Annotated in this window: 21 protein-coding genes; 11 read left to right on the top strand and 10 right to left on the bottom strand. The window is 72.3% G+C overall.

Going from position 1 to position 20,920, the window contains the following annotated elements; genetic code table 11:
• Window positions 1–3: 3 nt before the first annotated feature.
• Entirely contained in the window at window positions 4–1,050 is a 1,047-nt protein-coding gene (locus ACZ56V_RS09610) for a zinc-dependent alcohol dehydrogenase (RefSeq protein WP_468941614.1), read from the bottom strand.
• Window positions 1,051–1,202: 152 nt separating this feature from the next.
• Here ACZ56V_RS09610 and ACZ56V_RS09605 point away from each other — a divergent pair, with 152 nt between their 5' ends.
• The 5 genes from ACZ56V_RS09605 to ACZ56V_RS09585 are packed head-to-tail and all read left to right on the top strand — an operon-like array spanning window position 1,203 to window position 6,722.
• Window positions 1,203–2,606: an ABC transporter substrate-binding protein gene (locus ACZ56V_RS09605; protein WP_467379118.1), complete on the top strand. Its 1,404-nt coding sequence runs from the start codon at window positions 1,203–1,205 to the stop codon at window positions 2,604–2,606.
• Window positions 2,607–2,639: 33 nt separating this feature from the next.
• Window positions 2,640–3,671 (top strand): carbohydrate ABC transporter permease, encoded by a 1,032-nt coding sequence (locus ACZ56V_RS09600; protein ID WP_398909918.1) that lies wholly within the window; start codon window positions 2,640–2,642, stop codon window positions 3,669–3,671.
• Window positions 3,668–4,552 carry a carbohydrate ABC transporter permease gene (locus ACZ56V_RS09595; RefSeq protein ID WP_467379117.1) on the top strand — a complete coding sequence of 295 codons (885 nt, stop codon included), beginning with the start codon at window positions 3,668–3,670 and terminating at the stop codon, window positions 4,550–4,552. The genes ACZ56V_RS09600 and ACZ56V_RS09595 overlap by 4 nt, the downstream gene beginning before the upstream one ends.
• An 18-nt stretch (window positions 4,553–4,570) precedes the next feature.
• Window positions 4,571–5,773, top strand: a complete 1,203-nt coding sequence (locus tag ACZ56V_RS09590; protein WP_467379415.1) for an ROK family protein — start codon at window positions 4,571–4,573, stop codon at window positions 5,771–5,773.
• A gap of 55 nt (window positions 5,774–5,828) precedes the next feature.
• A complete protein-coding gene (locus ACZ56V_RS09585) occupies window positions 5,829–6,722 on the top strand; it encodes a Gfo/Idh/MocA family protein (protein ID WP_467379116.1) in 894 nt (297 codons plus the stop codon).
• A 6-nt stretch (window positions 6,723–6,728) separates the two neighbouring features.
• Here ACZ56V_RS09585 and ACZ56V_RS09580 read toward each other — a convergent pair whose 3' ends face one another.
• Both ACZ56V_RS09580 and ACZ56V_RS09575 read right to left on the bottom strand, forming a co-directional pair.
• Window positions 6,729–7,136: a RidA family protein gene (locus ACZ56V_RS09580; RefSeq protein WP_398909921.1), complete on the bottom strand. Its 408-nt coding sequence runs from the start codon at window positions 7,134–7,136 to the stop codon at window positions 6,729–6,731.
• A gap of 137 nt (window positions 7,137–7,273) precedes the next feature.
• Window positions 7,274–7,696 carry a GtrA family protein gene (locus tag ACZ56V_RS09575; RefSeq protein WP_398909923.1) on the bottom strand — a complete coding sequence of 141 codons (423 nt, stop codon included), beginning with the start codon at window positions 7,694–7,696 and terminating at the stop codon, window positions 7,274–7,276.
• Window positions 7,697–7,890: 194 nt separating this feature from the next.
• Between ACZ56V_RS09575 and ACZ56V_RS09570 the strand changes: the two genes are divergently transcribed.
• Window positions 7,891–8,469, top strand: a complete 579-nt coding sequence (locus ACZ56V_RS09570) for a tellurite resistance TerB family protein (RefSeq protein WP_104632831.1) — start codon at window positions 7,891–7,893, stop codon at window positions 8,467–8,469.
• Window positions 8,470–8,543: 74 nt separating this feature from the next.
• Complete coding sequence (locus tag ACZ56V_RS09565) at window positions 8,544–9,446, top strand: aminoglycoside phosphotransferase family protein (RefSeq protein ID WP_398909925.1); 903 nt, start codon at window positions 8,544–8,546, stop codon at window positions 9,444–9,446.
• On the opposite strand, the gene ACZ56V_RS09560 is transcribed toward ACZ56V_RS09565, so the two are convergent.
• A complete protein-coding gene (locus ACZ56V_RS09560) occupies window positions 9,443–10,906 on the bottom strand; it encodes an alpha/beta hydrolase family protein (RefSeq protein ID WP_467379114.1) in 1,464 nt (487 codons plus the stop codon). The two genes, ACZ56V_RS09565 and ACZ56V_RS09560, sit on opposite strands and share 4 nt — an antisense overlap.
• Window positions 10,907–11,189: 283 nt before the next feature.
• Between ACZ56V_RS09560 and ACZ56V_RS09555 the strand changes: the two genes are divergently transcribed.
• Window positions 11,190–12,407: an alginate lyase family protein gene (locus ACZ56V_RS09555; RefSeq protein ID WP_468940680.1), complete on the top strand. Its 1,218-nt coding sequence runs from the start codon at window positions 11,190–11,192 to the stop codon at window positions 12,405–12,407.
• A gap of 22 nt (window positions 12,408–12,429) precedes the next feature.
• On the opposite strand, the gene paaE is transcribed toward ACZ56V_RS09555, so the two are convergent.
• Genes paaE through paaA form a run of 5 tightly spaced genes read right to left on the bottom strand, consistent with a single transcriptional unit; the run spans window position 12,430 to window position 16,167 of the window.
• Window positions 12,430–13,536 carry a 1,2-phenylacetyl-CoA epoxidase subunit PaaE gene (gene paaE / locus ACZ56V_RS09550; RefSeq protein ID WP_468940677.1) on the bottom strand — a complete coding sequence of 369 codons (1,107 nt, stop codon included), beginning with the start codon at window positions 13,534–13,536 and terminating at the stop codon, window positions 12,430–12,432.
• On the bottom strand, window positions 13,536–14,051 hold the full coding sequence (paaD, locus tag ACZ56V_RS09545; RefSeq protein ID WP_467379111.1) for a 1,2-phenylacetyl-CoA epoxidase subunit PaaD: 516 nt from the start codon (window positions 14,049–14,051) through the stop codon (window positions 13,536–13,538). Before paaD ends, paaE begins: the two co-directional genes overlap by 1 nt.
• Complete coding sequence (paaC, locus tag ACZ56V_RS09540) at window positions 14,045–14,872, bottom strand: 1,2-phenylacetyl-CoA epoxidase subunit PaaC (protein WP_467379110.1); 828 nt, start codon at window positions 14,870–14,872, stop codon at window positions 14,045–14,047. The genes paaD and paaC overlap by 7 nt, the downstream gene beginning before the upstream one ends.
• 9 nt (window positions 14,873–14,881) lie before the next feature.
• Window positions 14,882–15,184, bottom strand: a complete 303-nt coding sequence (gene paaB, locus ACZ56V_RS09535) for a 1,2-phenylacetyl-CoA epoxidase subunit PaaB (RefSeq protein WP_398909934.1) — start codon at window positions 15,182–15,184, stop codon at window positions 14,882–14,884.
• Window positions 15,181–16,167, bottom strand: coding sequence for a 1,2-phenylacetyl-CoA epoxidase subunit PaaA (paaA, locus tag ACZ56V_RS09530; protein ID WP_398909936.1), 987 nt, complete (start codon window positions 16,165–16,167; stop codon window positions 15,181–15,183). The genes paaB and paaA overlap by 4 nt, the downstream gene beginning before the upstream one ends.
• Before the next feature lie 213 nt (window positions 16,168–16,380).
• Here paaA and paaI point away from each other — a divergent pair, with 213 nt between their 5' ends.
• The 3 genes from paaI (at window position 16,381) to ACZ56V_RS09515 (ending at window position 19,592) form a co-directional block, all read left to right on the top strand.
• A complete protein-coding gene (gene paaI / locus ACZ56V_RS09525) occupies window positions 16,381–16,839 on the top strand; it encodes a hydroxyphenylacetyl-CoA thioesterase PaaI (protein WP_468941610.1) in 459 nt (152 codons plus the stop codon).
• Window positions 16,836–18,182 (top strand): phenylacetate--CoA ligase PaaK, encoded by a 1,347-nt coding sequence (gene paaK / locus ACZ56V_RS09520; protein ID WP_468940671.1) that lies wholly within the window; start codon window positions 16,836–16,838, stop codon window positions 18,180–18,182. The genes paaI and paaK overlap by 4 nt, the downstream gene beginning before the upstream one ends.
• Before the next feature lie 111 nt (window positions 18,183–18,293).
• Window positions 18,294–19,592 (top strand): flavin-containing monooxygenase, encoded by a 1,299-nt coding sequence (locus ACZ56V_RS09515; protein WP_467379109.1) that lies wholly within the window; start codon window positions 18,294–18,296, stop codon window positions 19,590–19,592.
• 98 nt (window positions 19,593–19,690) lie between these two features.
• Here ACZ56V_RS09515 and ACZ56V_RS09510 read toward each other — a convergent pair whose 3' ends face one another.
• On the bottom strand, window positions 19,691–20,818 hold the full coding sequence (locus ACZ56V_RS09510) for a tryptophan dimethylallyltransferase family protein (RefSeq protein WP_468940668.1): 1,128 nt from the start codon (window positions 20,816–20,818) through the stop codon (window positions 19,691–19,693).
• Window positions 20,819–20,920: the final 102 nt, after the last annotated feature.

Genomic DNA, 20,920 nt, shown 5'->3' with positions numbered 1-20,920 from the left:
CTCTCAGAATTCCAGGACGACCTGCAGCGCCTCGGCGGGCCGCTCGTCCAGCAGTACGTAGGCGTCGGCGGCGTCGGCGACGGGGACGACGTGGCTCACCAGGGAGTCGACGTCCACCTGGCCCTCGGCGACCAGGCGCAGGAAGGTCCGCTGGAGGCGTTCGACACTCCAGCGGTGGGACAGCTGGGGCGGGACGCCGCCGATCTGGGAGCAGATGAGCTGGACCCGGTTGTGGTGGAACTCGTCGCCGAGGCGCAGGCCGATGCCGTCGCCCTGGTAGAAGCCGGAGGCCACCACCCGGCCCCCGGCCGCGACCGAGCGCAGCGCCTCGTGCAGGGCCGGGTAGGCGCCGCTGATCTCGATGGCGAGGTCGGCGCCGAGGCCGCCGGTGGCCTCGCGGACGCGTTCGGCGACGGCGTCGGTGCGGGCGTTGAGGGTGCGCTGGGCACCGTAGCGCTTCGCGGTCTCCAGGCGGCCGTCGAGGGCGTCGACGGCGGTGACGCGGGCGCCGCTGAGCCGGGCGAGCCGGGTGGTGAGCAGGCCGATGACGCCCTGCCCGAACACGGCGACGTCCTCGCCGAGGTGGATGTCACCGGCCAGGACCGCGTTGTACGCGATGGCGCCGACCCGGGCGAAGGCACCGGCCAGCGGTTCGAGACCGGGCGGCAGCGTGTGGCCGGCCATGCGCTCGGCGGGGACGATGCCCTCGCTGCGATGGCCCCAGATGCCCCACACCAGGTCGCCGGGGACCGGCAGGCCCGGGGTGCCGGCCAGTTCCGGGGAGACCTCGACGACCTCGCCGACCTCGGAGTAGCCCCAGCCGGCCACCGGGTACTCGATGCCGGGCGCGCCGTCGCGGAAGAGGCGTGCCTCGGGGTCCCAGGTCCGGGTGAGGTACGGGTTGGTGCCGCGGTAGGCGGTCAGCTCGGTGCCGGCCGAGATGCCCGAGTAGCGGGTGCGGACCCGCAGGTGGCCGGGCGGCAGTTCGGCCCTGGTGTGCTCGGCCACCTCCACCTGGCGGGGGCCGGTGAACTGGACGACGCGCTCCACGGATGACACGGGCGACACGGATGACACGGAGGGCTCCGGAAGGGTTGCTGATGCGGTTGCGTCGACAATATCCGCAACTTATGTCTTGTCAACAAGCAAAAGTGATGCTGTGATGCGTGGCGAGCAGACGTAAGTCGGAACGAGGACACTCCATGCGCATCAGGACCCTGCGGTCGAGGACGATCGCGGTCGGCGTCACGGCAGCTTTGGGAATCGGGCTGCTCTCGGGCTGCGCGAGCAGCACCGGGCCCGGCAGGCCGGACCGTGAGATCACGGTCTGGTCGCAGGAGAACCTGCCGGACCGCGTCGCCGCGACGCAGAAGGTCATCGACGGGTTCGAGAAGAAGACCGGCGTCAAGGTGAAGCTCGTCGGGGTCGACGAGGGGCAGATGCCGCAGCTCATCATGTCGGCGGCGGCCTCGGGCACCCTGCCCGACGTCATCGGCGCCGCTCCCATGGGCCAGGTCTGGCAGATGTACAGCAACGGCCTGCTGAACACCGACATCCCGCAGCGGATCGTCGAGGGGCTCGGGCGCGACACGTTCAACGCCAACGCGCTGGAGCTGACGTCCGACGGCGGCACCAGCCTCGGTGTGCCGTCCGACGCCTGGCTGCAACTGCTGGTCTACCGCAAGGACCAGTTCGACCGGAAGAACCTGCCCGCTCCGGACACGTACGCCAAGGCGCTGGCCGCCGCCGAGGCACTCACCACCAAGGGCCACGACGGCATCTCGGCGGCCACCGACCCCAGCGACGTCTTCACCTCCCAGAGCTTCGAGAGCCTCGCCCTGGCCAACGACTGCCGGCTGGTCGACGACCGGCACGAGGTCGCCCTCGAATCGCCGCGCTGCCAGGAGGCCTTCCGCACCTACGACCAGCTGGCCCGCGGCTACGGCGCCCCGGGCACCCAGACCGTGGACTCCACCCGCGCCACCTACTTCGCGGGCCGGTCCTCCATGGTGATCTGGTCCTCGTTCCTGCTCGACGAACTCGCCGGACTGCGCAAGGACGCCCTGCCCAGCTGCCCCCAGTGCGCGAAGGACCCGCGGTACCTGTCGGACCACAGCGGCATCGTCACCGCCATGAAGGGGCCCGACGCCGAGAATGCCGCGCAGTTCGGGGAGATCACGTCCTGGGTGACCACCAAGACGGCCGAGACGGCTGCGTCCCGCGAGTTCATCGAGTACATGATGGGCACCGGCTACGAGTCCTGGTTCGGCATGGCACCCGAGGGCAAGATCCCGGTCCGCAAGGGCACGGCCGCCGAGCCCGAGCGCTACCTGGACGCCTGGCGGCACAGCGACATCGGCGTGGACACCCGCGAGCCCCTGGACGAGGTCTTCCCCAGGACCCTGCTGGACCAGCTCGCCGACGGCGTCAGCAACATGCGCCGCTGGGGCATCACGCAGGGCGAGGGAGCCCTCGTCGGCGCCACCAACGGCGAACTGCCCGTGCCGAAGGCCATCGGCGCCATGACCAGCGGCCAGAGCTCGCCGTCCGAGGCGGCGCGCGACGCCGGTGAAGAGGTCGCCGCACTCAAGAAGTCCCTGCAGTAGCCGCCCGCCGCCTGCACATCACGAAGGTCTCTCATGCCCACAGCCCCAGCCGGCGCGCCGCAGCGCCGGGCCACCAGCCACCGGTCCACGGACCCGTCCGGGGACCGGTCCTCCTCCCCGGGCCGCCGCCCGCTCACCGCGAGCCGGCGCGCCAACCGCGCGGGACTCGCGTTCGTCTCCCCCACCTTCGTCGTCGTCCTCGTGGTGGTCGTGCTGCCCATCGCGTGGACCGTGCTGCTGGCCTTCCAGAAGGCCAGGCTCGTCGACATCCAGGGCATGGGCCTGTTCGGCAACTGGTCCCTGGACAACTTCTCGCAGGTCTTCGACTCGGCCGGCTTCTGGTCCAGCCTCGGCACCACCCTGCTGTACACGGTGGGCGCCACGCTCGGCTCGGTCCTCCTCGGCCTGGTCGCCGCGCTCGCCCTGCGCAAGCCGTTCAAGGGGCGCGGGCTGCTGCGCGCGGCGATGCTGCTGCCGTACGTCGCACCGGTCGTCGCCGTGGCCTTCGTCTGGGAGGTCGCCCTCAGCCCGCAGTACGGCGTGGTCAACGACTGGGGCCGGCGGCTGTTCGGCTGGGACGACCCGATCGCCTTCCTGTCGACCCGTCAGTACGAGGTCGACCTGCTGGGGGTGCACTTCGACATCCCGCTGGCGCTGCTCACCGTCATCGTCTTCGAGTGCTGGCGGTACTTCCCCTTCGCCTTCCTGTTCATCCTGGCGCGACTGCAGGCGGTGCCCGACACGCTGGAGGAGGCCGCGCTGGTCGACGGCGCCACGCCGACCCAGCGGTTCCGGCACGTGCTGCTGCCCCAGCTGATGCCGGTGATCGCGCTGCTGTGCGTGCTGCGCTTCATCATGACGTTCAACAAGTTCGACGACGTCTACCTGCTCACCGGCGGCGGCGCCGGCACCGACGTGGCCGCCGTGCGCGTCTACGACTTCCTCACCGCCCGCTACGACGTGGGAGCGGCGGCCGCGCAGGCGCTCGTCCTGGCCCTCTCGCTGATGATCCTGTTGGGCCTCTACTTCAAGTTCTTCGGCAACAAGGTCCAGGAGGAAGCGTGAGTGGCAAGACGGCCCTGACCCGGGCCCGGTTCGAGGAGCGGTTCTTCGGCGTCGCGCGCTGGATCGTCATCGCGTTCCTCGCCGTGATCACCCTCCTGCCGTTCTACTACATGGTGCTGCTGTCGCTGAAGCCCATCGACGCGCTGCTGCTCGACCCCGGTTCCCTGTGGATCTCGGCCAAGGACTTCACCCTCTCCACGTACCGGGACGTGCTGCGCTCCACCGACGACGGCGGCCAGGGCTTCCTCAAGTTCCTGGTCAACTCCGCGCTGGTCTCCCTCGGCACGGTGGTGCTGACCCTCGTGGCCGCCGTGCCCGGCGCCTACGCGGTGAGCCGGCTGAAGTTCTTCGGCCACCGCCAGGTCAGCGCGCTCTTCCTGGCCGTCTACCTCTTCCCGGCGACACTGCTGGCCGTGCCGCTCTTCGTGATCTTCGCGAAGATCGGCCTCTCCTCCAGCCTGGTCGGCCTGGCCGTCGTGTACGTCGCGCAGACCGTGCCGGTGTCGATCTACATGCTGAAGAACTACCTCGTCACCATCCCCGCCTCCATCGAGGAGGCGGCGGCACTCGACGGCTGCTCCCGCCTGCAGACCGTGCGCAAGGTGATCCTGCCGCTGGCCCTGCCCTCCCTCATGGCGACGGGCCTGTACGTCTTCATGATCGCCTGGAACGAGTTCCTCTTCGCGCTGCTGTTCCTGGCCGCCGACCCCGGCCAGTGGACCGTCTCCCTGGGCCTGGCCCAGCTGTCCAACGGCATCGAGGTGCCCAAGACCGTCCTCATGGCCGGTTCCGTGGTGCTCACGATCCCCGTGGTACTTCTGTTCTTCGCCGCCGAACGCCTGCTCACCGAGGGGCTGACCAGCGGCGCCGACAAGAGTTGAGCCGTGGGGGACTCCATGATGACGTCAAGTCAGGCCAGCGCCGGTGAACTGCTGCACCTGATCCGCAGCGGCCGCGCCAACACGCGGGCCGACCTCCAGCAGGCGACCGGCCTGTCCCGCTCCACCGTCGGACAGCGCCTCGACCTGCTCAACCGTGCCGGGTGGCTGCGCCACAGCACGGGTGCCTCCACCGGCGGACGCCCCTCCCACCGGATCGTCTTCGACCCCGGCCACGCCTCGGTCATCGCCTTCGACCTGGAGACCCGGCACGCCCGCGCCGCGGTGCTCGACCTGGCCGGCAACATCCTGGCCGAGCACACCGGTCCGATGGACGTCGACGCGGGCCCCGACCGGGTCCTTCAGGGGCTGGCCGACTGGTTCCCGGACCTGATCGCGGCGGCCGGTGTCCCGGCGTCCCACGTGGCGGGCATCGGCCTGTCCGTGCCCGGCCCGGTGGACTGGGAGACCGGGCGGGTGATCGAGCCGCCCATCATGCCCGGCTGGGACCGCTACCCCATCCGGGAGCGGCTGCAGGAGGCGTACGCGGCCCGCGTGGGCCTGGACCCGGCGGCCGCCGCGGCCGTGCCGGTCCTCGTGGACAACGACGCCAACCTCATGGCCCTGGCCGAGCACCAGGCCAACCACCGCGACTGCGCCTCCTTCGTGCTTCTGAAGGTGTCCACGGGCATCGGCGCGGGGGTCGTCATCGGGGACCGCCTGTACCGCGGCATCGACGGCGGGGCGGGCGACATCGGGCACATCCGCCTGCACGACCGGTCCGACGCGCTGTGCATGTGCGGCTCCCACGGCTGTCTCGCCGCCGTGGCCAGTGGCCGGGCGATCGCCGGGGAACTGGCCGCCCTCGGCCAGGACACCGCCTCCGGTCGGGACGTCAGGCGGCTGCTCAACGAGGGGCACCCCGACGCGGTCAGGCTGGCCCGCGAGGCGGGACGGCGGGTGGGCGAGGTCCTGGTGACCGTCGTGACCCTGCTCAACCCCGGCGTCCTCATGATCGCCGGAGAGCTGGCCGGGGTGCCCTTCCTCACCGGAGTGCGGGAGCTGGTCTACCAGCGGGCGATGCCGCGCGCCACCGCCAACCTCCAGGTCGTCACCTCGCGGCTCGGCGACCACGCGGGGCTCGTCGGAGCCGCCGCCATGGTCGTGGAGCACCTCTACTCCCCCGCCGGCGCCGACGCCCGGCTGGAACGCCTCGCCTCATGACCGCCGCCCGTCCTCCCCGACGGATCGCCGGGAGACCCTCGAAGACAGGAACACCGTGACCGCTGCCCCCGCCCCCTGGACCGACCGGCCCGTCGAGGTCGGGCTCGTGGGTGCCGGCCCCTGGGCCCGCGCCATGCACGCCCGGGTGCTGGCCGCCGGGCCGGAGACCCGGCTCACCGCGGTCTGGGCCCGCCGCACCGAGGCCGCCCGCGAGACCGCCGCCCCCTACGGCGCCCATGTCGCCGCCGACTTCGAGGAGTTGCTGGACCACTGTGAGGCCGTGGCGTTCGCCGTGCCGCCCGCGGTCCAGGCCGAGCTGGCGCCGCTCGCGGCGAAGCGGGGCAAGGACCTGCTGCTGGAGAAGCCGCTCGGACCCGATCCGGCCGCGGCCCGTCGCGTGGCCGACGCGGTCGCCGAGGCCGGGGTCGTCTCCCAGCTCGTGCTGACCAAGCGCTATCACCCGGCCACCCGGGCCTTCCTCGAAGCCGCCCGCTCCTTCGAGGCGGTCGGGGCGCGCTCCTGCTACCTGCACGGCGCCTTCCTGCAAGGGGAGTTCGCGACCGGCTGGCGCCTGGAACACGGGGCCCTGCTCGACCTCGGCCCTCATCTGCTCGACCTGCTGGACGCCGCGGTCGGCCCGGTGACCGCCGTCCGCGCCACCGGCGACCCGCGCCGCTGGCTGGAACTGACCTGCGAGCACGAGAACGGCGCCGTGAGCCAGGCCTCGCTGTCCGGTGCCGTGGCCGTCCCCCGGGCGCTGACCCGCGTCGAACTCTTCGGTCCCGCCGAGCCGCTGGTCTACGACACGGCCGGCATCGACCACGAGGAGTGCTGGCCCGTCCTGCGCCACGACTTCGCGACGGCCGTCCGCACCCGTACGCCGACGGCGGTCGACGCCGGACGCGGCCTGTACCTGCAGAACCTCCTCGACGGTGTCGTGTACGGCTAGGACGGGTCAGTCGAGGACGGCGGTGGCCTCGACCTCGATCAGGTGCTCGGGCACGTCCAGTGCCGCGACGCCCAGCAGGGTGGCCGGCGCGGCCGGGGTCACCCCCAGCCGTGCGGCCGCCCGCTCGATGCCCTCCAGCAGGAGGGGCATCTTGTCCGGCGTCCAGTCGACGACGTGGACGTTCAGCTTGGCGACGTCCGCGAAGGAGGCGCCGGCCGCCGCCAGGGCGGTGGCGACGTTGAGGTAGCACTGCTCGGCCTGCGCGGCCAGGTCTCCTTCGCCGACGGTGACGCCTTCGGCGTCCCAGGCGACCTGTCCGGCGACGAAGACCAGTTGCGATCCGGACGCGATCGACACCTGCCGGTAGACGTCGACCGCGGGCAGCCCGCCGGGGTTCACCAGGGTGATGGCCATGACTTCGCTCTCCTTGCCCATGCGCTCTCTGCGCCCATGTGCTCTCTCGTGGCTACTCGGGAACCGTAGGAGAGCGGCCGCCGACGTGGAAGAACGCACTTTTCGGTGACCGGGGAACCCGAAGGTGACCGAACAGCTCAGCGGCTTGCGCGGCGTGGATCAGGCGTGTCGGCGGTCGGGGCGCGGAAGACGGCCAGGCGCAGGACGACGAAGCGGACGACGGTGACGGCGACGGACGTGGCGGCGAGGACCGCGGTCTCGGCGGCGGGCGAGGCGTCGGGCCGCCGGTGCGTGAACCACAGCACGGCACCGGAGGTGACCAGGTAGCCGAGCAGGAAGAGGCCGCCCGCTCCGAGGTGCGCGCGGGCCGGTTTCGTGGCGGCGTGCCGGAACGTCAGCCGCCGGTTCGCCTCGGTGTTCAGCACCGTCAGCACGAGGAGGGAGACCAGGTTGGCGACGGCCGGGGGCGACCACGGGCGCAGTCCCCAGTAGAGCAGCGCCTGCCCGGCGGTCGACGCGACGCCGATCGTGACGAACCAGCCGACCTCCCGCGACCACATCGTGCGCGCTCCCCTGCCGTCGACCGGTCTCCGCCTTCCCCGGTGGCGCAGCGTACTACGACCCCACCAGGTGCTTTGCCTTTTCTTTGCCTTTCGGGAACCCTGTGGTCCCCGGGCGCGTTCATCGTGGTGACAGCGGGAGACCGCGGCCGAGGACAGACCGATACGCAGCAACAGAAGCCGAGGTGGCACGCGTGGCGATGTGGGACAAGATCAAGGACCAGGCCAAGACCTTCCAGCAGTCCCAGGGCAGCACTCGGGGAGCGAGCGGATCCGGCCAGGGATCGCACGGACCCGTCGGGGGCGGCAGGTCGGGCTCGTCCTCCGGCGGTTCCAAGGCCCAGCTGATCGGGATGTTCAAGTCCCAGCTCGCCTCGGCCAAGAACGAGCTGAAGAGCGGCGCCTACCGTGACGCCAGCATGGCCATGTGCGCGCTGGTCGCCGCCGCGGACGGCCGGGTGGAGCCGGCCGAGCGGCAGCGCGTGGAGGAGCTGATCGTCTCCAACGAGGTGCTGCAGAACTTCCCGGCGGACCAGCTCCGCCAGCGGTTCAACCAGCACGTGGACCGGCTCCTCGCCAACTTCGAGCAGGGGAAGGCCGAGGCCCTCCAGGTGATCGCCAAGGCCGCCAAGAAGCCCGCGGAGGCCCGTGCGGTGGTCCAGACCGGCATGGTCGTCGCCGGTGCCGACGGGACCTTCGAGCAGTCCGAGCAGTACGCGATCCGCGAGGCGTGCACCGCACTGAACATCCCGCCCTCGGAGTTCGGCGTCTGATCACACGCCCCGCGAGCACCGCCGGCCGGGAAAGGGTTTGACGGCCGGTCGTGGCGAAGGGTCGGATGGGGGCCATGAGTTCAGGGCAGCCGCATCCGGACCCGCGCCGCGTCGACGAGCGTCTGGTACGGCGTCTGATCGACGGGCAGTTCCCGCGGTGGGCGGGGCTGCCCGTCGAGCGGTTCCCCTCCGGCGGCACGGTCAACGCCATGTACCGGCTGGGCGAGGACATGGTCGTACGGCTGCCGCTGATCGAGGGCGGCGTGGCGGACGTGGCGACGGAGCGGGCGTGGCTGCCCCGGCTGGCGCCCCTGCTGCCCACCGCGGTGCCCGAGGCGCTGGGAGAAGGGGCGCCGGCCGACGGCTACCCCTGGCCGTGGTCGGTCTACCGGTGGCTGCCCGGTCGGATCCCCGAGGCCGGAGCGCTGACCGAGCCCGAGCCGCTGGCCAAGGATCTGGCCGCCTTCGTGGCGGCGATGCGCGGCATCACCCTGCCGCACGCGCCGAAGGCGTACCGCGGTGGGCCGCTCGCCGCGCTGGACGGGCCGACGCGGGCCGCGCTGGAGGAGCTGCGCGGCCTGCCCGAGGAGGGCGTCGACTGCGACGCGCTGGCCGCGGTGTGGCAGGACGCGCTGCGCGCTCCGGTCTGGCAGGGGCCGCCCCGCTGGCTGCACGCGGACCTGATGCCGGGCAACCTGCTGGTGAACGGCGGCAGGCTGTCCGCCGTGATCGACTTCGGCTGCATGGGGGTGGGCGATCCGGCCTGCGACCTCTTCCCGGCGTGGAACCTGCTGCCGCCCGGCGCGCGGGAGGTCTTCCGCGAGGCCCTCGGCGTGGACGACGCGACCTGGCGGCGCGGCCGGGGCCGCACCCTCTCCCAGGCCCTGATCGCCCTGCCGTACTACCGGAAGACCAACCCCGCGATGGCCGGAAACGCCCGTCACGTGATCCGGGCGGTACTGAGCGAGAGGGGCTAGGGCGCGATCCCCACGCCCTCGATCCCGCTCCACGCCCGTTCCCGCGCGGCCGTCATGGCGGGCCAGGCGAGGCCGCCCGGCCGGGGCCGCACCCGTGAGGCGTACGGGGCCGGACGGAAGCCCGGGTCGTAGAAACACCCCTCGCCGTACCTCGCGTCGAAGGCGGCGCAGGAGGCGGCGATGGACCGCGGGTCCGGCTTGCGGCCGGTGCGCACCCAGGAGTCCAGTGCGGCCAGGGAGTTGGCGTACTCGGAGTCGCTCAGCGAGCTGTGCTCGTGTTCCCGCGTGAAGGTCTGGACGAGGTTCTGGTCCCGGCCGGCGCCGCGGAGCGTGGCGCGGTAGGCCGCCTCGTGCTCCACGAAGGCCGTTGGGTCGTCGATGGCGTGCAGGGTGAGGACGGGGAGGGAGACCCGGCCGGTGAGGTCGCTGTCCCAGGACAGGTCGCGCCGTGCGGTGGGGTCGGCCGAGAAGCGCTCGACGCCCGCGTTGAGCGCCTTGTCGTCGTGCGAGCCCGAGTAGCGCACCCCCCGGTTGCTCCAGGGGTTCCGCCCGCCGAGCCGGTTGGTGACGATGTCCCGGAAGGTGAAGGTGGCGAACCGCAGGTGTGATTCCAGGGTGCGCTCGGGGATGCCGGTGACGGCGAGGATGTCGTCGAGGTTGCGCTGCTGGAGCGCGGTCCGCTCCGCCGGTTCGGAGGCGTGGCCCGTGCACTCCTGGAGGCGGGCACGCAGCCCCGCGGTCGTCATCGTGGAGCCGGGGCGCAGTCCCTGCCACAGCGGGTACTGCGGCTCGGTCGGACGCGGGTGGTTGTGGCAGTAGTACTGGTAGACCACCCGCAGGTCCACCCGGTAGTCGTAGCCGCGCGAGCCGCCGCCGAGCACGCCGTTGGTCAGCAGCACCCCGTCGTAGGCGCCGGGGCGACGGCCGTAGGTCTCGGCGGCCTTGGCGGCGACGTTCCCGCCCCAGGACTGGCCGTGCAGGTAGGTGTGTTCCGGCCGGCCGAACCGTTCGGTGAACAGGCGGCGTACGTTCTCGGTGTCGGCGGCCGCCATGCGGGCCCCGTAGCCGCCGCGCCGGTAGGAGGAGGCGGCCCAGGCGTATCCCTGGTCGACCAGCACGGCCCAGCGTTCCAGGTCCTCGGTGCTGCGGACGGGGTCCGAGGCGTCGCCCAGGTCGGGGCCGCCGTGGGCGTGCACGACGAGGGAACCGTTCCAGCCGTGGGGGACGGCCATCGTGTAGTAGGCGCCGTGCGCGTCCTGGCCGGTGTAGCAGGTGGCCTTCCCGGTGAGGGCGGGCGGGCAGTCGGCGGCCACCGGCTGATCCGCCACCGCCGCGGGGGCGGCGGAGACGTTGCCGAGGGTGCCGAGGAGGACGGCGGTGAGCGCGGCGGCGACCACCGCCGGGCGGCTTCTGCGGTGGGCGGGCCGGGTGTCGTGCCGGGGAGCGGGGGATGTGGTCAAGGTACGGCTCCTGTACGTGCTGCTGCGGGCCGGCGCGAAGTCGCGCTGCGAGCGGGGATGTTAGGAATCACCCGGAGCCGGAGCCACCCCTTCGGCCGTTGCGTTCATAGTGTTCGCCGCCGCCCCGCCGCCCCGCCGCCCAGCCGCCCTCCACCGTCCCGGACCTCCGCGCGTTCCTGCGTGGCCTCTTGACGGCCCATTGGTCTCTACCTATCGTCACCGCCCAGTCGAACGTTCAGAACACCACCCAACGTTCACATACTCGAACGGATGGACCCCCCACATGTCCTCTGCTCCCCCGCGCCGCCGCCGCAGATCCCGCGTCGTCCTCCTCGCGACCCTCACCGCCGCGCTCGTCGGCACCCTGCTGGCCGGTCCCGGCCCGGCCACCCCCCGTGCGGACGCCGCACCGGCCGCGTTCACGCATCCCGGAGTCACCGTCTCCCAGGGGCAACTCGACTTCGTCCGCGCCAGGATCGATGCCGGGGCCCAGCCCTGGAAGAGCGCCTTCGACCAGATGATGGCGAGCAGGTACGCCGACCCGAACCGCACCCCGAAGCCCCGCGCGGTGGTCGAGTGCGGTTCCTACTCCAACCCGAACTACGGCTGCACCGACGAGCGCGAGGACGCGATCGCGGCCTACACCAACGCGCTGGCCTGGTACTTCACCCGTGACGAGCGCTACGCCCGCAAGTCCATCGAGCTGATGGACGCCTGGTCCGCCGTGATCCGGGACCACACCAACAGCAACGCCCCACTGCAGACCGGGTGGGCGGGCTCCTCGTGGCCCAAGGCCGCCGAGATCATCAAGTACACGTACGGCGGCACCTGGGCGAACTCGGGCCGCTTCGCCACCATGCTCCGCGACGTCTACCTGCCCGAGATCGTCAACGGCTCCAACTCCAACGGCAACTGGGAGCTGACGATGACGGAGGCCGCCGTCGGCATCTCCGTCTTCCTGGAGGACAGGGCCTCCTACGACCGGGCGATGGCCAGGTTCCGCACCCGCACGGCCGCGTACGTGTACCTGGACTCCGACGGGGACCTGCCGAGGACCGTCCCGAGCCAGCACCTCGACACCCGGGACAAGATCGTCGAGTACTGGCAGGGCCAGTCCACCTTCGTCACCGGCCTCACCCAGGAAACCTGCCGGGACTTCACCCACACCGGGTACGGCATCTCCTCCATCTCGCACGTCGCCGAAACCAGCCGCATCCAGGGGCAGGACCTGTACGGCACCGACGTGGGCGAGCGGCTGCGGCACGCGCTCGGCTTCCAGGCGAAGTACCAGCAGGGCGCGGGCGTGCCGAGCTGGCTGTGCGTGGGCGCGCTCCACCTCGGCCTGGGTCCGGTGACCGAGGTCGGCTACAACGCCCTGCACAACCGCCTCGGTTTCGCCATGGACAACACCGAGGCGCTCACCGAGCGCACCCGCCCCTTGGGCACGAACAACCTGTTCGTCGCCTGGGAGACCCTCACCCACGGCGACAATCCCGCCTGAGCGGATCAGGGTTGACGCCCTGTCAGCTGTCGTAGTCCACGGTCAGCTTCTCGGAGACCGGGTACGACTGGCAGGTCAGGACGTAGCCGGCGTCGACCTCCGCCTTCTCCAGGGCGTAGTTGCGCCGCATGTCGGCCCGGCCGTCGGTGACCAGGGCCCGGCAGGTCCCGCAGACCCCGCCCTTGCAGGCGAAGGGCAGGTCGGGGCGGGTCTGCTGGGCCCCGTCGAGGACGGACCGGTCCCGGGAGAGCGGAGCGGTCGTGGAGCGGCCGTCCAGGGTGACGGTGACCTCGCTGACGGGTCCCCGCGGGCCGCTCTCCTCGTGGCGCACCTCCCGCACGGGCTCGTCGTCGGCGTAGAACAGCTCCCGGTGGACGCGCTCGGCCGGGACGCCCAGACCGCTCAGTACCTTCTGGGCGTCGGCGACCATGCCCTGCGGTCCGCACAGCCACCAGTGGTCCGCGCTCTCCACGTCCAGCAGGGAGCCGATGAGCGCCGCGAGTCGTCCGGCGTCCAGGCGGCCGGAGAGCACCTCGGCCTCCCGGGGCTCTCGCGAGAGCACGTGGGCCAGGTGGAAGCGGGTCGGGTGGAGGTCCTTCAGGTCGGCCAGCTCGTCGGCGAACATCACCGTGTCGGTGCGGCGGTTGCCGTAGAAGAGGGTGACGCGGGAGCGGTCGTCGGCGGCGAGCACCGACTCGGCGATGGACACCATCGGGGTGATGCCCGAACCGGCCGCGACCAGTACGTGGTGGCCGGGGGTGGAAAGGTCGGGGGTGAACAGGCCGGTGGGCGCCATCACCTCGACGGTGTCGCCCGGCCGCACCTCCTCGACCAGCCACGCCGAGAACAGTCCACCCGGCACCACCCGCACTCCGATGCGCGGCGCCGAGCCGGCCGGTGCGCAGATCGAGTACGAGCGGCGCTCGTCCCGGCTGTCCACCTCGCGCCGCAGGGTCAGCGACTGACCGGGCGCGAAGGCGAACTCCCCGGCCAGTTCGCCGGGGATCTCGAAGCTCACGGCCGCGGCGTCCGCGCACAGCCGCTCGACGGCCGCGACGCGCAGACGGTGGAAGGCGGGCCGGCGGCGGGCACGCACCGGCGGCGCCGGGACGGGGGCGGTCGGGGCCATCAGATCTCCTTGACGTACTCGAACGGCTCGCGGCAGGCCCGGCAGCGCCACAGGGCCTTGCAGGACGTGGCGGCGAAGCGGGAGGTCTCCTCGGTGTCCGCCGAGCCGCAGCGGGGGCAGGGCACCGCGGGCCGCGTGGGCGACAGCACCAGGGTGACCGGGCCGCGGGGTGCGGCGCCGGGCGGGGCGATGCCGTGCTCGGCGAGCTTCCGGCGGCCCGCCTCGGTGATCCAGTCGCTGGTCCAGGGCGGGTCCAGGACGGTGCGGATCTCCACACGAGGGTATCCCGCCGCCCGCAGCCGTGCGTCGACGTCCGCCCGCATCTCGGCCATGGCGGGGCAGCCCGAGTAGGTGGGGGTCAGGCTCGCGACCACGGTGCCGTCCCCGGCCACCTCGACGTCGCGCAGGACGCCGAGGTCGGCGAGGGTCAGCATGGGCAGCTCGGGGTCGGGCACCTGCTCGGCGATCTGCCGGGCGCGGCGCGCGTCCAGGAGCGCGGGGCCTTCGGTCACCATGTCGCCTCCGGGTGGGCGCGGGCGACGCCCTGCAGCTCGGTGAGGAGCGGCGCCAGGTGTTCGGTGTGCTCGCCGGCGCGGCCGGAGCCGGCCGGCGGACGGTGGACGGGCAGGGGCAGTCCGGCGGCCTCCGTGACCTGGCGCAGGTCGTCGGCGACCTCGTCCCGGACGTCGTAGGCCGTGTGCAGCTCCCCGAGGTACGGGGCGACCCGGTCGAGCGCGGCGCACATCCTGCGGCGGGACTCGTCCGTGCCGTCGCCCAGGCGCACGCACCACTCGGCGGCGTACTGGCGGTGGTACGTCAGCTCCTTGACGCCCTTGGCGGCGACCGCCGCCAGCACCGGGTCGGGGTGGTCCTGAAGCCGCCGGAAGTGGGCGAGGCGCCAGCTGGAGAGCACCAGCAGCCGCACCACGGCGAACGCGAAGTCGCCGCCCGGGAGTTCCGCCAGGCGGACGTTGCGGAAGTCGTCGGCGTCCCGGAAGTAGGCGTAGGCGTCCTCACCGCGGCCGGTGCCGTCCACCTGCCCGGCGCGGGAGTACAGCAGACGGGCCTGGCCGAGGAGGTCGAGCCCGATGTTGGCCAGCGCCACCTCCTCCTCCAGCTCCGGCGCCCGCGTGACCCACTCGGCCAGCCGCTGGGCGCTGACCAGGGCGTCGTCGGCGAGCGCCACGCAGTCCGCGGCCAGCGCTCCGGCGTCGACGCCCTCGGGCACCGTGGTGTCGACGCCGTGCAGCGGGTCCTCGAAGCCGGTGCCGTAGGCCCAGCGGGTGTCGTCCTCGTGTCCCTCGGCCAGGGTGAGGTAGACGTGGTCGTCACTCATGCCCTGCTCCTAGATGTGGGGGACGTCGTCGGGGATGTCGTAGAAGGTCGGGTGGCGGTAGACCTTGTCGGCGCTGGGAGCGAAGAAGGGGTCCTTCTCGTCGCGGGTGGAGGCGGCGATGTGCTCGGAGCGCACCACCCAGATGCTCACGCCCTCGTTGCGCCGGGTGTAGAGGTCGCGGGCGTGGGTGAGGGCCATGGCGTCGTCGGCGGCGTGCAGCGAGCCGACGTGCACGTGGTTGAGGCCGCGCTTGCCGCGCACGAACACCTCGTACAGCGGCCAGCCCTGCTTCTCGGACTTCGCGGGGGTCATGCCGCCGCTCCCTTCTCCGCGCGGGCGGCCTGCTTGGCGGCGTGGGCGGTGGCCGCCTCGCGCACCCAGGCGCCCTCCTCGTGGGCGGTGCGCCGCCGCTCCGTCCTCCGGTCGTTGCAGGGCCCGTCGCCCTTGATGACGCGCATCAGCTCGTCCCAGTCGGGGGTGCCGAAGTCGTGGTGCCCGGTCTCCTCGTTCCAGCGCAGCTCCGGGTCGGGCAGGGTGACGCCGAGCTTCTCGGCCTGCGGGACGGTCATGTCGACGAAGCGGCGGCGCAGTTCGTCGTTGCTGTGCCGCTTGATCTTCCAGGCCATCGACCGCGCCGAGTTGGGCGAGGCGTCGTCGGGCGGGCCGAACATCATCAGGGACGGCCACCACCAGCGGTTCACCGCGTCCTGGACCATCTCCCGCTGGGCGTCGGTGCCGCGCATCATGGTCATCAGCAGCTCGTAGCCCTGCCGCTGGTGGAAGGACTCCTCCTTGCAGATGCGGACCATCGCGCGCGCGTAGGGCCCGTAGGAGCTGCGGCACAGCGGCACCTGGTTGCAGATCGCGGCGCCGTCCACGAACCAGCCGATCACGCCGACGTCGGCGAAGCTGAGGGTCGGGTAGTTGAAGATCGACGAGTACTTCTGGCGGCCCTCGATCAGCCGCTGGGTGAGGTCGTCGCGGTCCGCGCCGAGGGTCTCGGCGGCCGAGTACAGGTACAGGCCGTGCCCGGCCTCGTCCTGGACCTTGGCGAACAGGATCGCCTTGCGGCGCAGCGACGGGGCCCGGGTGATCCACTCGCCCTCGGGCTGCATGCCGATGATCTCCGAGTGCGCGTGCTGGGCGATCTGCCGGATCAGCGTCTTGCGGTACCCGTCGGGCATCCAGTCCCGCGGCTCGACGCGCTGGTCGCGCGCGATCGTCGCGTCGAAGTGCTCCTGGAGTCCGTCCGGCGCGTCCGCGGGCGGCGCCTCGGCGGCGTGTGTCGTGGTCATCGTCACCAGCTTCCCAACCGACCATTCGTTCGGTATCAGTGTGACGTGTTTCCGGGCGCCGGGCAAGAGCCGGAGCGCCGCCGGTCGCCCTCTTGACAGCGCCGCCGCGTGGCTGGATTACTTGGCCTTGCCGCGTGCTAACCGAATGGTCGGTCGGGAGACAGGGTGGTGGGTACGGTGTCGCAGGCCACTGAGCAGACGCCCACGGAGGCGATGTTCTCCGCGGACGAGGCATCCCGGGGGCTAGGCATCGAGCTGGTGGAGCACGGCGCGGGCAGAGCCGTGGTCCGCATGACCGTGACCCCGGCGATGGTGAACGGACACCGGATCGCCCACGGCGGCTTCCTGTTCCTGCTGGCCGACACCGCCTTCGCCTGCGCCTGCAACAGCCACGGTCCGGTGACCGTGGCGGCCGGCGCCGACATCGTCTTCGTCACCCCGGCCCGCGAGGGCGACGTACTCGTGGCCTTCGCCGAGGAGCGCGCCCGGTACGGGCGCAGCGGGATCTACGACGTGAGCGTGCGGCGCGGTGACGAGGTGATCGCGGAGTTCCGCGGCCGCAGCCGCAGCGTGCGGGACGACGGGGGTGCGCGGGACGACGGAGGCAGCCGCCACGCGCGGGCCGACACGGCGCGCGAGACGCCGGGCACGACGACGAAGGAGTCGCGATGAGCAGCGAGCCGACGACCGGGGCGGCCCCGGCGCCCCGACCGGGCGAGCCCCTCCCCCACGACCTGCTGGACGACGCCGAGCGCCTGTCCGGGGAGCAGCTGCGCGAGCTCCAGCTGGACCGCCTGCGCGCGACCCTGCGGCACGCCTACGACAACGTCGAGCTGTACCGCAAGAAGTTCGACGCCGCCGGGGTCACCCCCGACGACTGCCGCACCCTGGCGGACCTGTCCCGGTTCCCCTTCACTACGAAGGCGGACCTGCGGGACACCTACCCCTTCGGCATGTTCGCCGTCCCGATGGCCGACGTGCGGCGCGTGCACGCCTCCAGCGGCACCACCGGCCGCGCCACCGTCGTCGGGTACACGGACAACGACCTGTCCATGTGGGCGGACGTCATAGCCCGTTCGATCCGCGCGGCCGGCGGCCGGGCGGGCCACAAGGTGCACATCTCCTACGGCTACGGCCTGTTCACCGGCGGCCTCGGCGCGCACTACGGCGCCGAACGGGCCGGCTGCACGGTGATCCCCGCCTCAGGCGGCATGACGGCACGTCAGGTGCAGATCATCCAGGACTTCCGGCCCGAGATCATCATGGTCACCCCGTCCTACATGCTCACCCTGCTCGACGAGTTCGAGCGGCAGGGCGTCGATCCGCGCACCAGCTCCCTCCGGGTCGGCATCTTCGGCGCCGAGCCGTGGACCGAGGAGATGCGGCGCGAGATCGAGGAGCGCATGGACATCCACGCCGTGGACATCTACGGCCTGTCCGAGGTGATCGGCCCAGGCGTGGCGCAGGAGTGCGTCGAGACCAAGGACGGGCTGCACATCTGGGAGGACCACTTCTACCCCGAGGTGGTGGACCCGCTCACGGACGCCGTGCTGCCCGCGGGCGAGGAGGGCGAGATCGTCTTCACCTCCCTCACCAAGGAGGCGCTCCCGGTGATCCGCTACCGCACGCGCGACCTGACCCGCCTGCTGCCCGGCACCGCACGTCCGGCCTTCCGCCGGATGCAGAAGGTCACCGGGCGCTGCGACGACATGATCATCCTGCGCGGGGTGAACGTCTTCCCCACCCAGGTCGAGGAGATCGTGCTGCGCACGCCGGGCGTCGCTCCGCACTTCCAGATCCGGCTCGCCGAACGCGGCCGCATGGACCACATGACGGTGCGCGTGGAGGCCCGGCCCGACGCCGGTGCCGAACAGCGCGAGGCCGCCGCGAGAGCGATCGGACAGGGCGTCAAGGACGGTGTGGGCGTGACCGTGGAGGTGGAGGTCGTCGAGCCGGAGACCCTGGAGCGCTCGCTCGGCAAGATCCGCCGGGTGTGGGACCTGCGGGGCGCGTGAAACGTGAGCACGAACACGTCCGTTCGCGGGTCGTGCTGGTGTGCGGGAAGAAACGGATGGGCAGTAAAGGCATGATCGGGGGAGGTTGAGTACATCCTGGGGGGACAACCGGTGCGTGTGTGTGTGATCGGTGCAGGCCTGTCGGGGCTGGCGGTGGGCCACGCCCTGAAGGAGCGCGGCATCTCCTTCGTCTGTCTGGAGAAGGCACCCGAGGTCGGCGGGATCTGGCGACAGCCGGGGGCCGGTGAGCGGGGACCGGGCTATCAGTCCCTGCACCTGAACACCGCCAAGCAGCTGACCGGTTACGCGGACTTCCCGATGCCCTCCTCGTACCCGCTCTACCCCCGGCACAGCCAGGTCGCCGCGTACCTGCGGTCCTTCGCCGAGTGGGCGGGGCTGCTCGACCACATCGAGCTGCGGACCGAGGTGCAGTCCGTCCGCCAGGAGCCGGACGGCACCTGGACGGTCGTCAGCCGGGGCCCGGACGGCGCGCGGAGCTCGCGCCGGTTCGAGCAGGTGGTCGTCGCCTCCGGCCACCACACCGACCCGGCCCTGCCCGATCCCCTTCCGGCCGGTGCGGAGTCCTTTGCCGGAACGATTCTTCACTCCCTCGACTACCGCGACGGCGCAGACTTCGCCGGTCGGCGCGTGGTCGTGGTGGGCCTCGGCGCCTCGGCGGTGGACATCGCCGCGGACCTCTCCCGGCACGCGGAGCGGACCCTGCTCTCGGTGCGCCGGGGACTGCACATCGTGCCCAAGCAGCTCTTCGGGATGTCGGTCGACGAGATCGCCGAGGCCCCGTGGTGGAACGAGATGTCGTTCGCCGAGCGGCGCCAGTGGGTGGAGCAGGCCCTGCTGGTGGCCCGCGGCAGACTGTCGGACTACGGCCTGCCCGAGCCCGACCACCCGGTCTTCTCCTCCGCGACGACCCTCTCGGACGAGATCCTCAGCCGGATCCGGCACGGGGCGGTGACGCCGAAGCCCGCGATCGCCTCGTTCGAGGGTGACCGGGTCGTGTTCACGGACGGCGGTTCCGAGACCGCCGACGCGGTCGTCTACTGCACCGGCTTCCACATGACCTTCCCCTTCCTGCCCCCCGGCTGCCCGGTGGCGGCGGACGGCTCGGTCGAGCTGTACCGACGGGTCGTCCCGGCGGACCGGCCCGGTCTGTACTTCGTGGGACTGGTGCGGCCCGTGGGCGCCATCACCCGGCTGGTGGAGGCCCAGGCGCAGTGGGTGGCCCGCCTGATCGACGGCGCCGCCGCACTGCCCGCCGCCGAGGAGATGCGCGAGGAGGTCGGCACGTACCTGGCCGGCATCGTCCAGCGCTACGGCCGGACCCGGGGCGCCTCGATCCAGGTCGACGTGGGTCCGTACCTGGCACAGTTCCGGGAGTCGCTGCCCGTGTGACCGTCCCGCCGGGCGTCCTCGGCGACGACGCCCGGCCGCGTTCGTACAGGGCTCCCGGTGGATCGCACCGGGAGCCCTGTCGTGTGCGGACGGCTCGCTCAGCGGACCGACAGCGGCCGGCGGGCGGTCTCCACGACCGGCGGCCGGACCGCGTACGCCTCCGAGGAGAGGTACGCCGTCACCCGCGGCGGCCGGTCCCGCTGGTGGGCCAGGGCCAGGTAGGCGATCAGGCCCACCCCGTCCTCGGGCCGCCGCGCGGTGAGGGCGGCCAGGGCGCGGTCGAGCACGGAGGCGTCCATGCCGTTCAGGCGCAGCACTCTCGTCGCCCGCGCCAGGGCCTCGCCGTCGTGCCGGACGTAGTCCCTCACCGGGATGTGCAGGGTGAAGCCGCTCGGCCGCACCGTGCCGGTGTCGGCGAAGGAGTGGCAGGACAGGCCGGGCCGCCCGCCGAGCCCGGCCGTGTCCGGTCCGAGGCCCGCGGCCGTGCGGAAGAAGCCCTCGACCGCCGCGGACCGGGGGCCCGATTCCATCCGGGACAGGCGCCCGGCCTGACCGGCCGTGAGGTTGTCGTGGCGCACGTAGACCTTCACCCGGGGTTCCGCCCAGTCCCCGAGGTCCAGGGCGAGGAACGGGTATCCGCTGCCCGGGGGCAGGCTGTCGAAGGCCCGGCGGTGCCCGAGCCGGTGCAGGGCTTCGCGCACCGTCGCGGCGGAACGTTCCTCCCCGCGTGCCGCCGGGTTCAGGTAGACCTTGACCCCGGGTACGCCGCCGGGCCTGAGTTCCAGGGCGCACCACAGGGCGAGGGGGCCGTGCGGAGCGGGTGGCAGGAACAGGTCCTGGAGTGCGTCGAGGGCGTCGGTGGTGAAGTGCCAGCGCCGCGCCATGGTCCGGATCGCCTCGAGTCCGGCACGGCCGTTGTGAGCCAGGCTGTCTGCGCCGCAGCCCGGTTCCACAAGGACCCGCATGGCGGGTGCCGCGTCCGGCCGGAAGGAGAGGGAGAACTCGACGGGGGTGTGGTCGTCGGACAGGAAGGTGCGGGCGGGCGGCGCCAGACTCAGTGGCCGCTCGGCCACCGGGCCCAGTGCGTCGGTCAGGACCTGTGCGTAGGTCTCGACGTCGGTCCGGGACAGGCGGGCGACCGCGCCGAGTCTTCGCAGCTGACCCCCGGTGAAGGAGCCGAGCGTGGGTGCGCCCCGCGGGTGCGTGCCCCTCGGTGCGGCGGTCACCGGTCCGTCCCCGGCCGGAGCCGCACAAAGCGATACCCGCCTCGGGGGGCGGGTATCGGTGGGTTCGGCGCCGGGAAAGCGGCGTTCGTGGATATGTGGTCC

It is taken from the genome of Streptomyces sp. NPDC034099 (assembly GCF_055575415.1).
The sequence above is the reverse complement of the archived record's forward strand: the minus strand, read 5'-3'. Positions and strand labels throughout refer to the sequence as shown.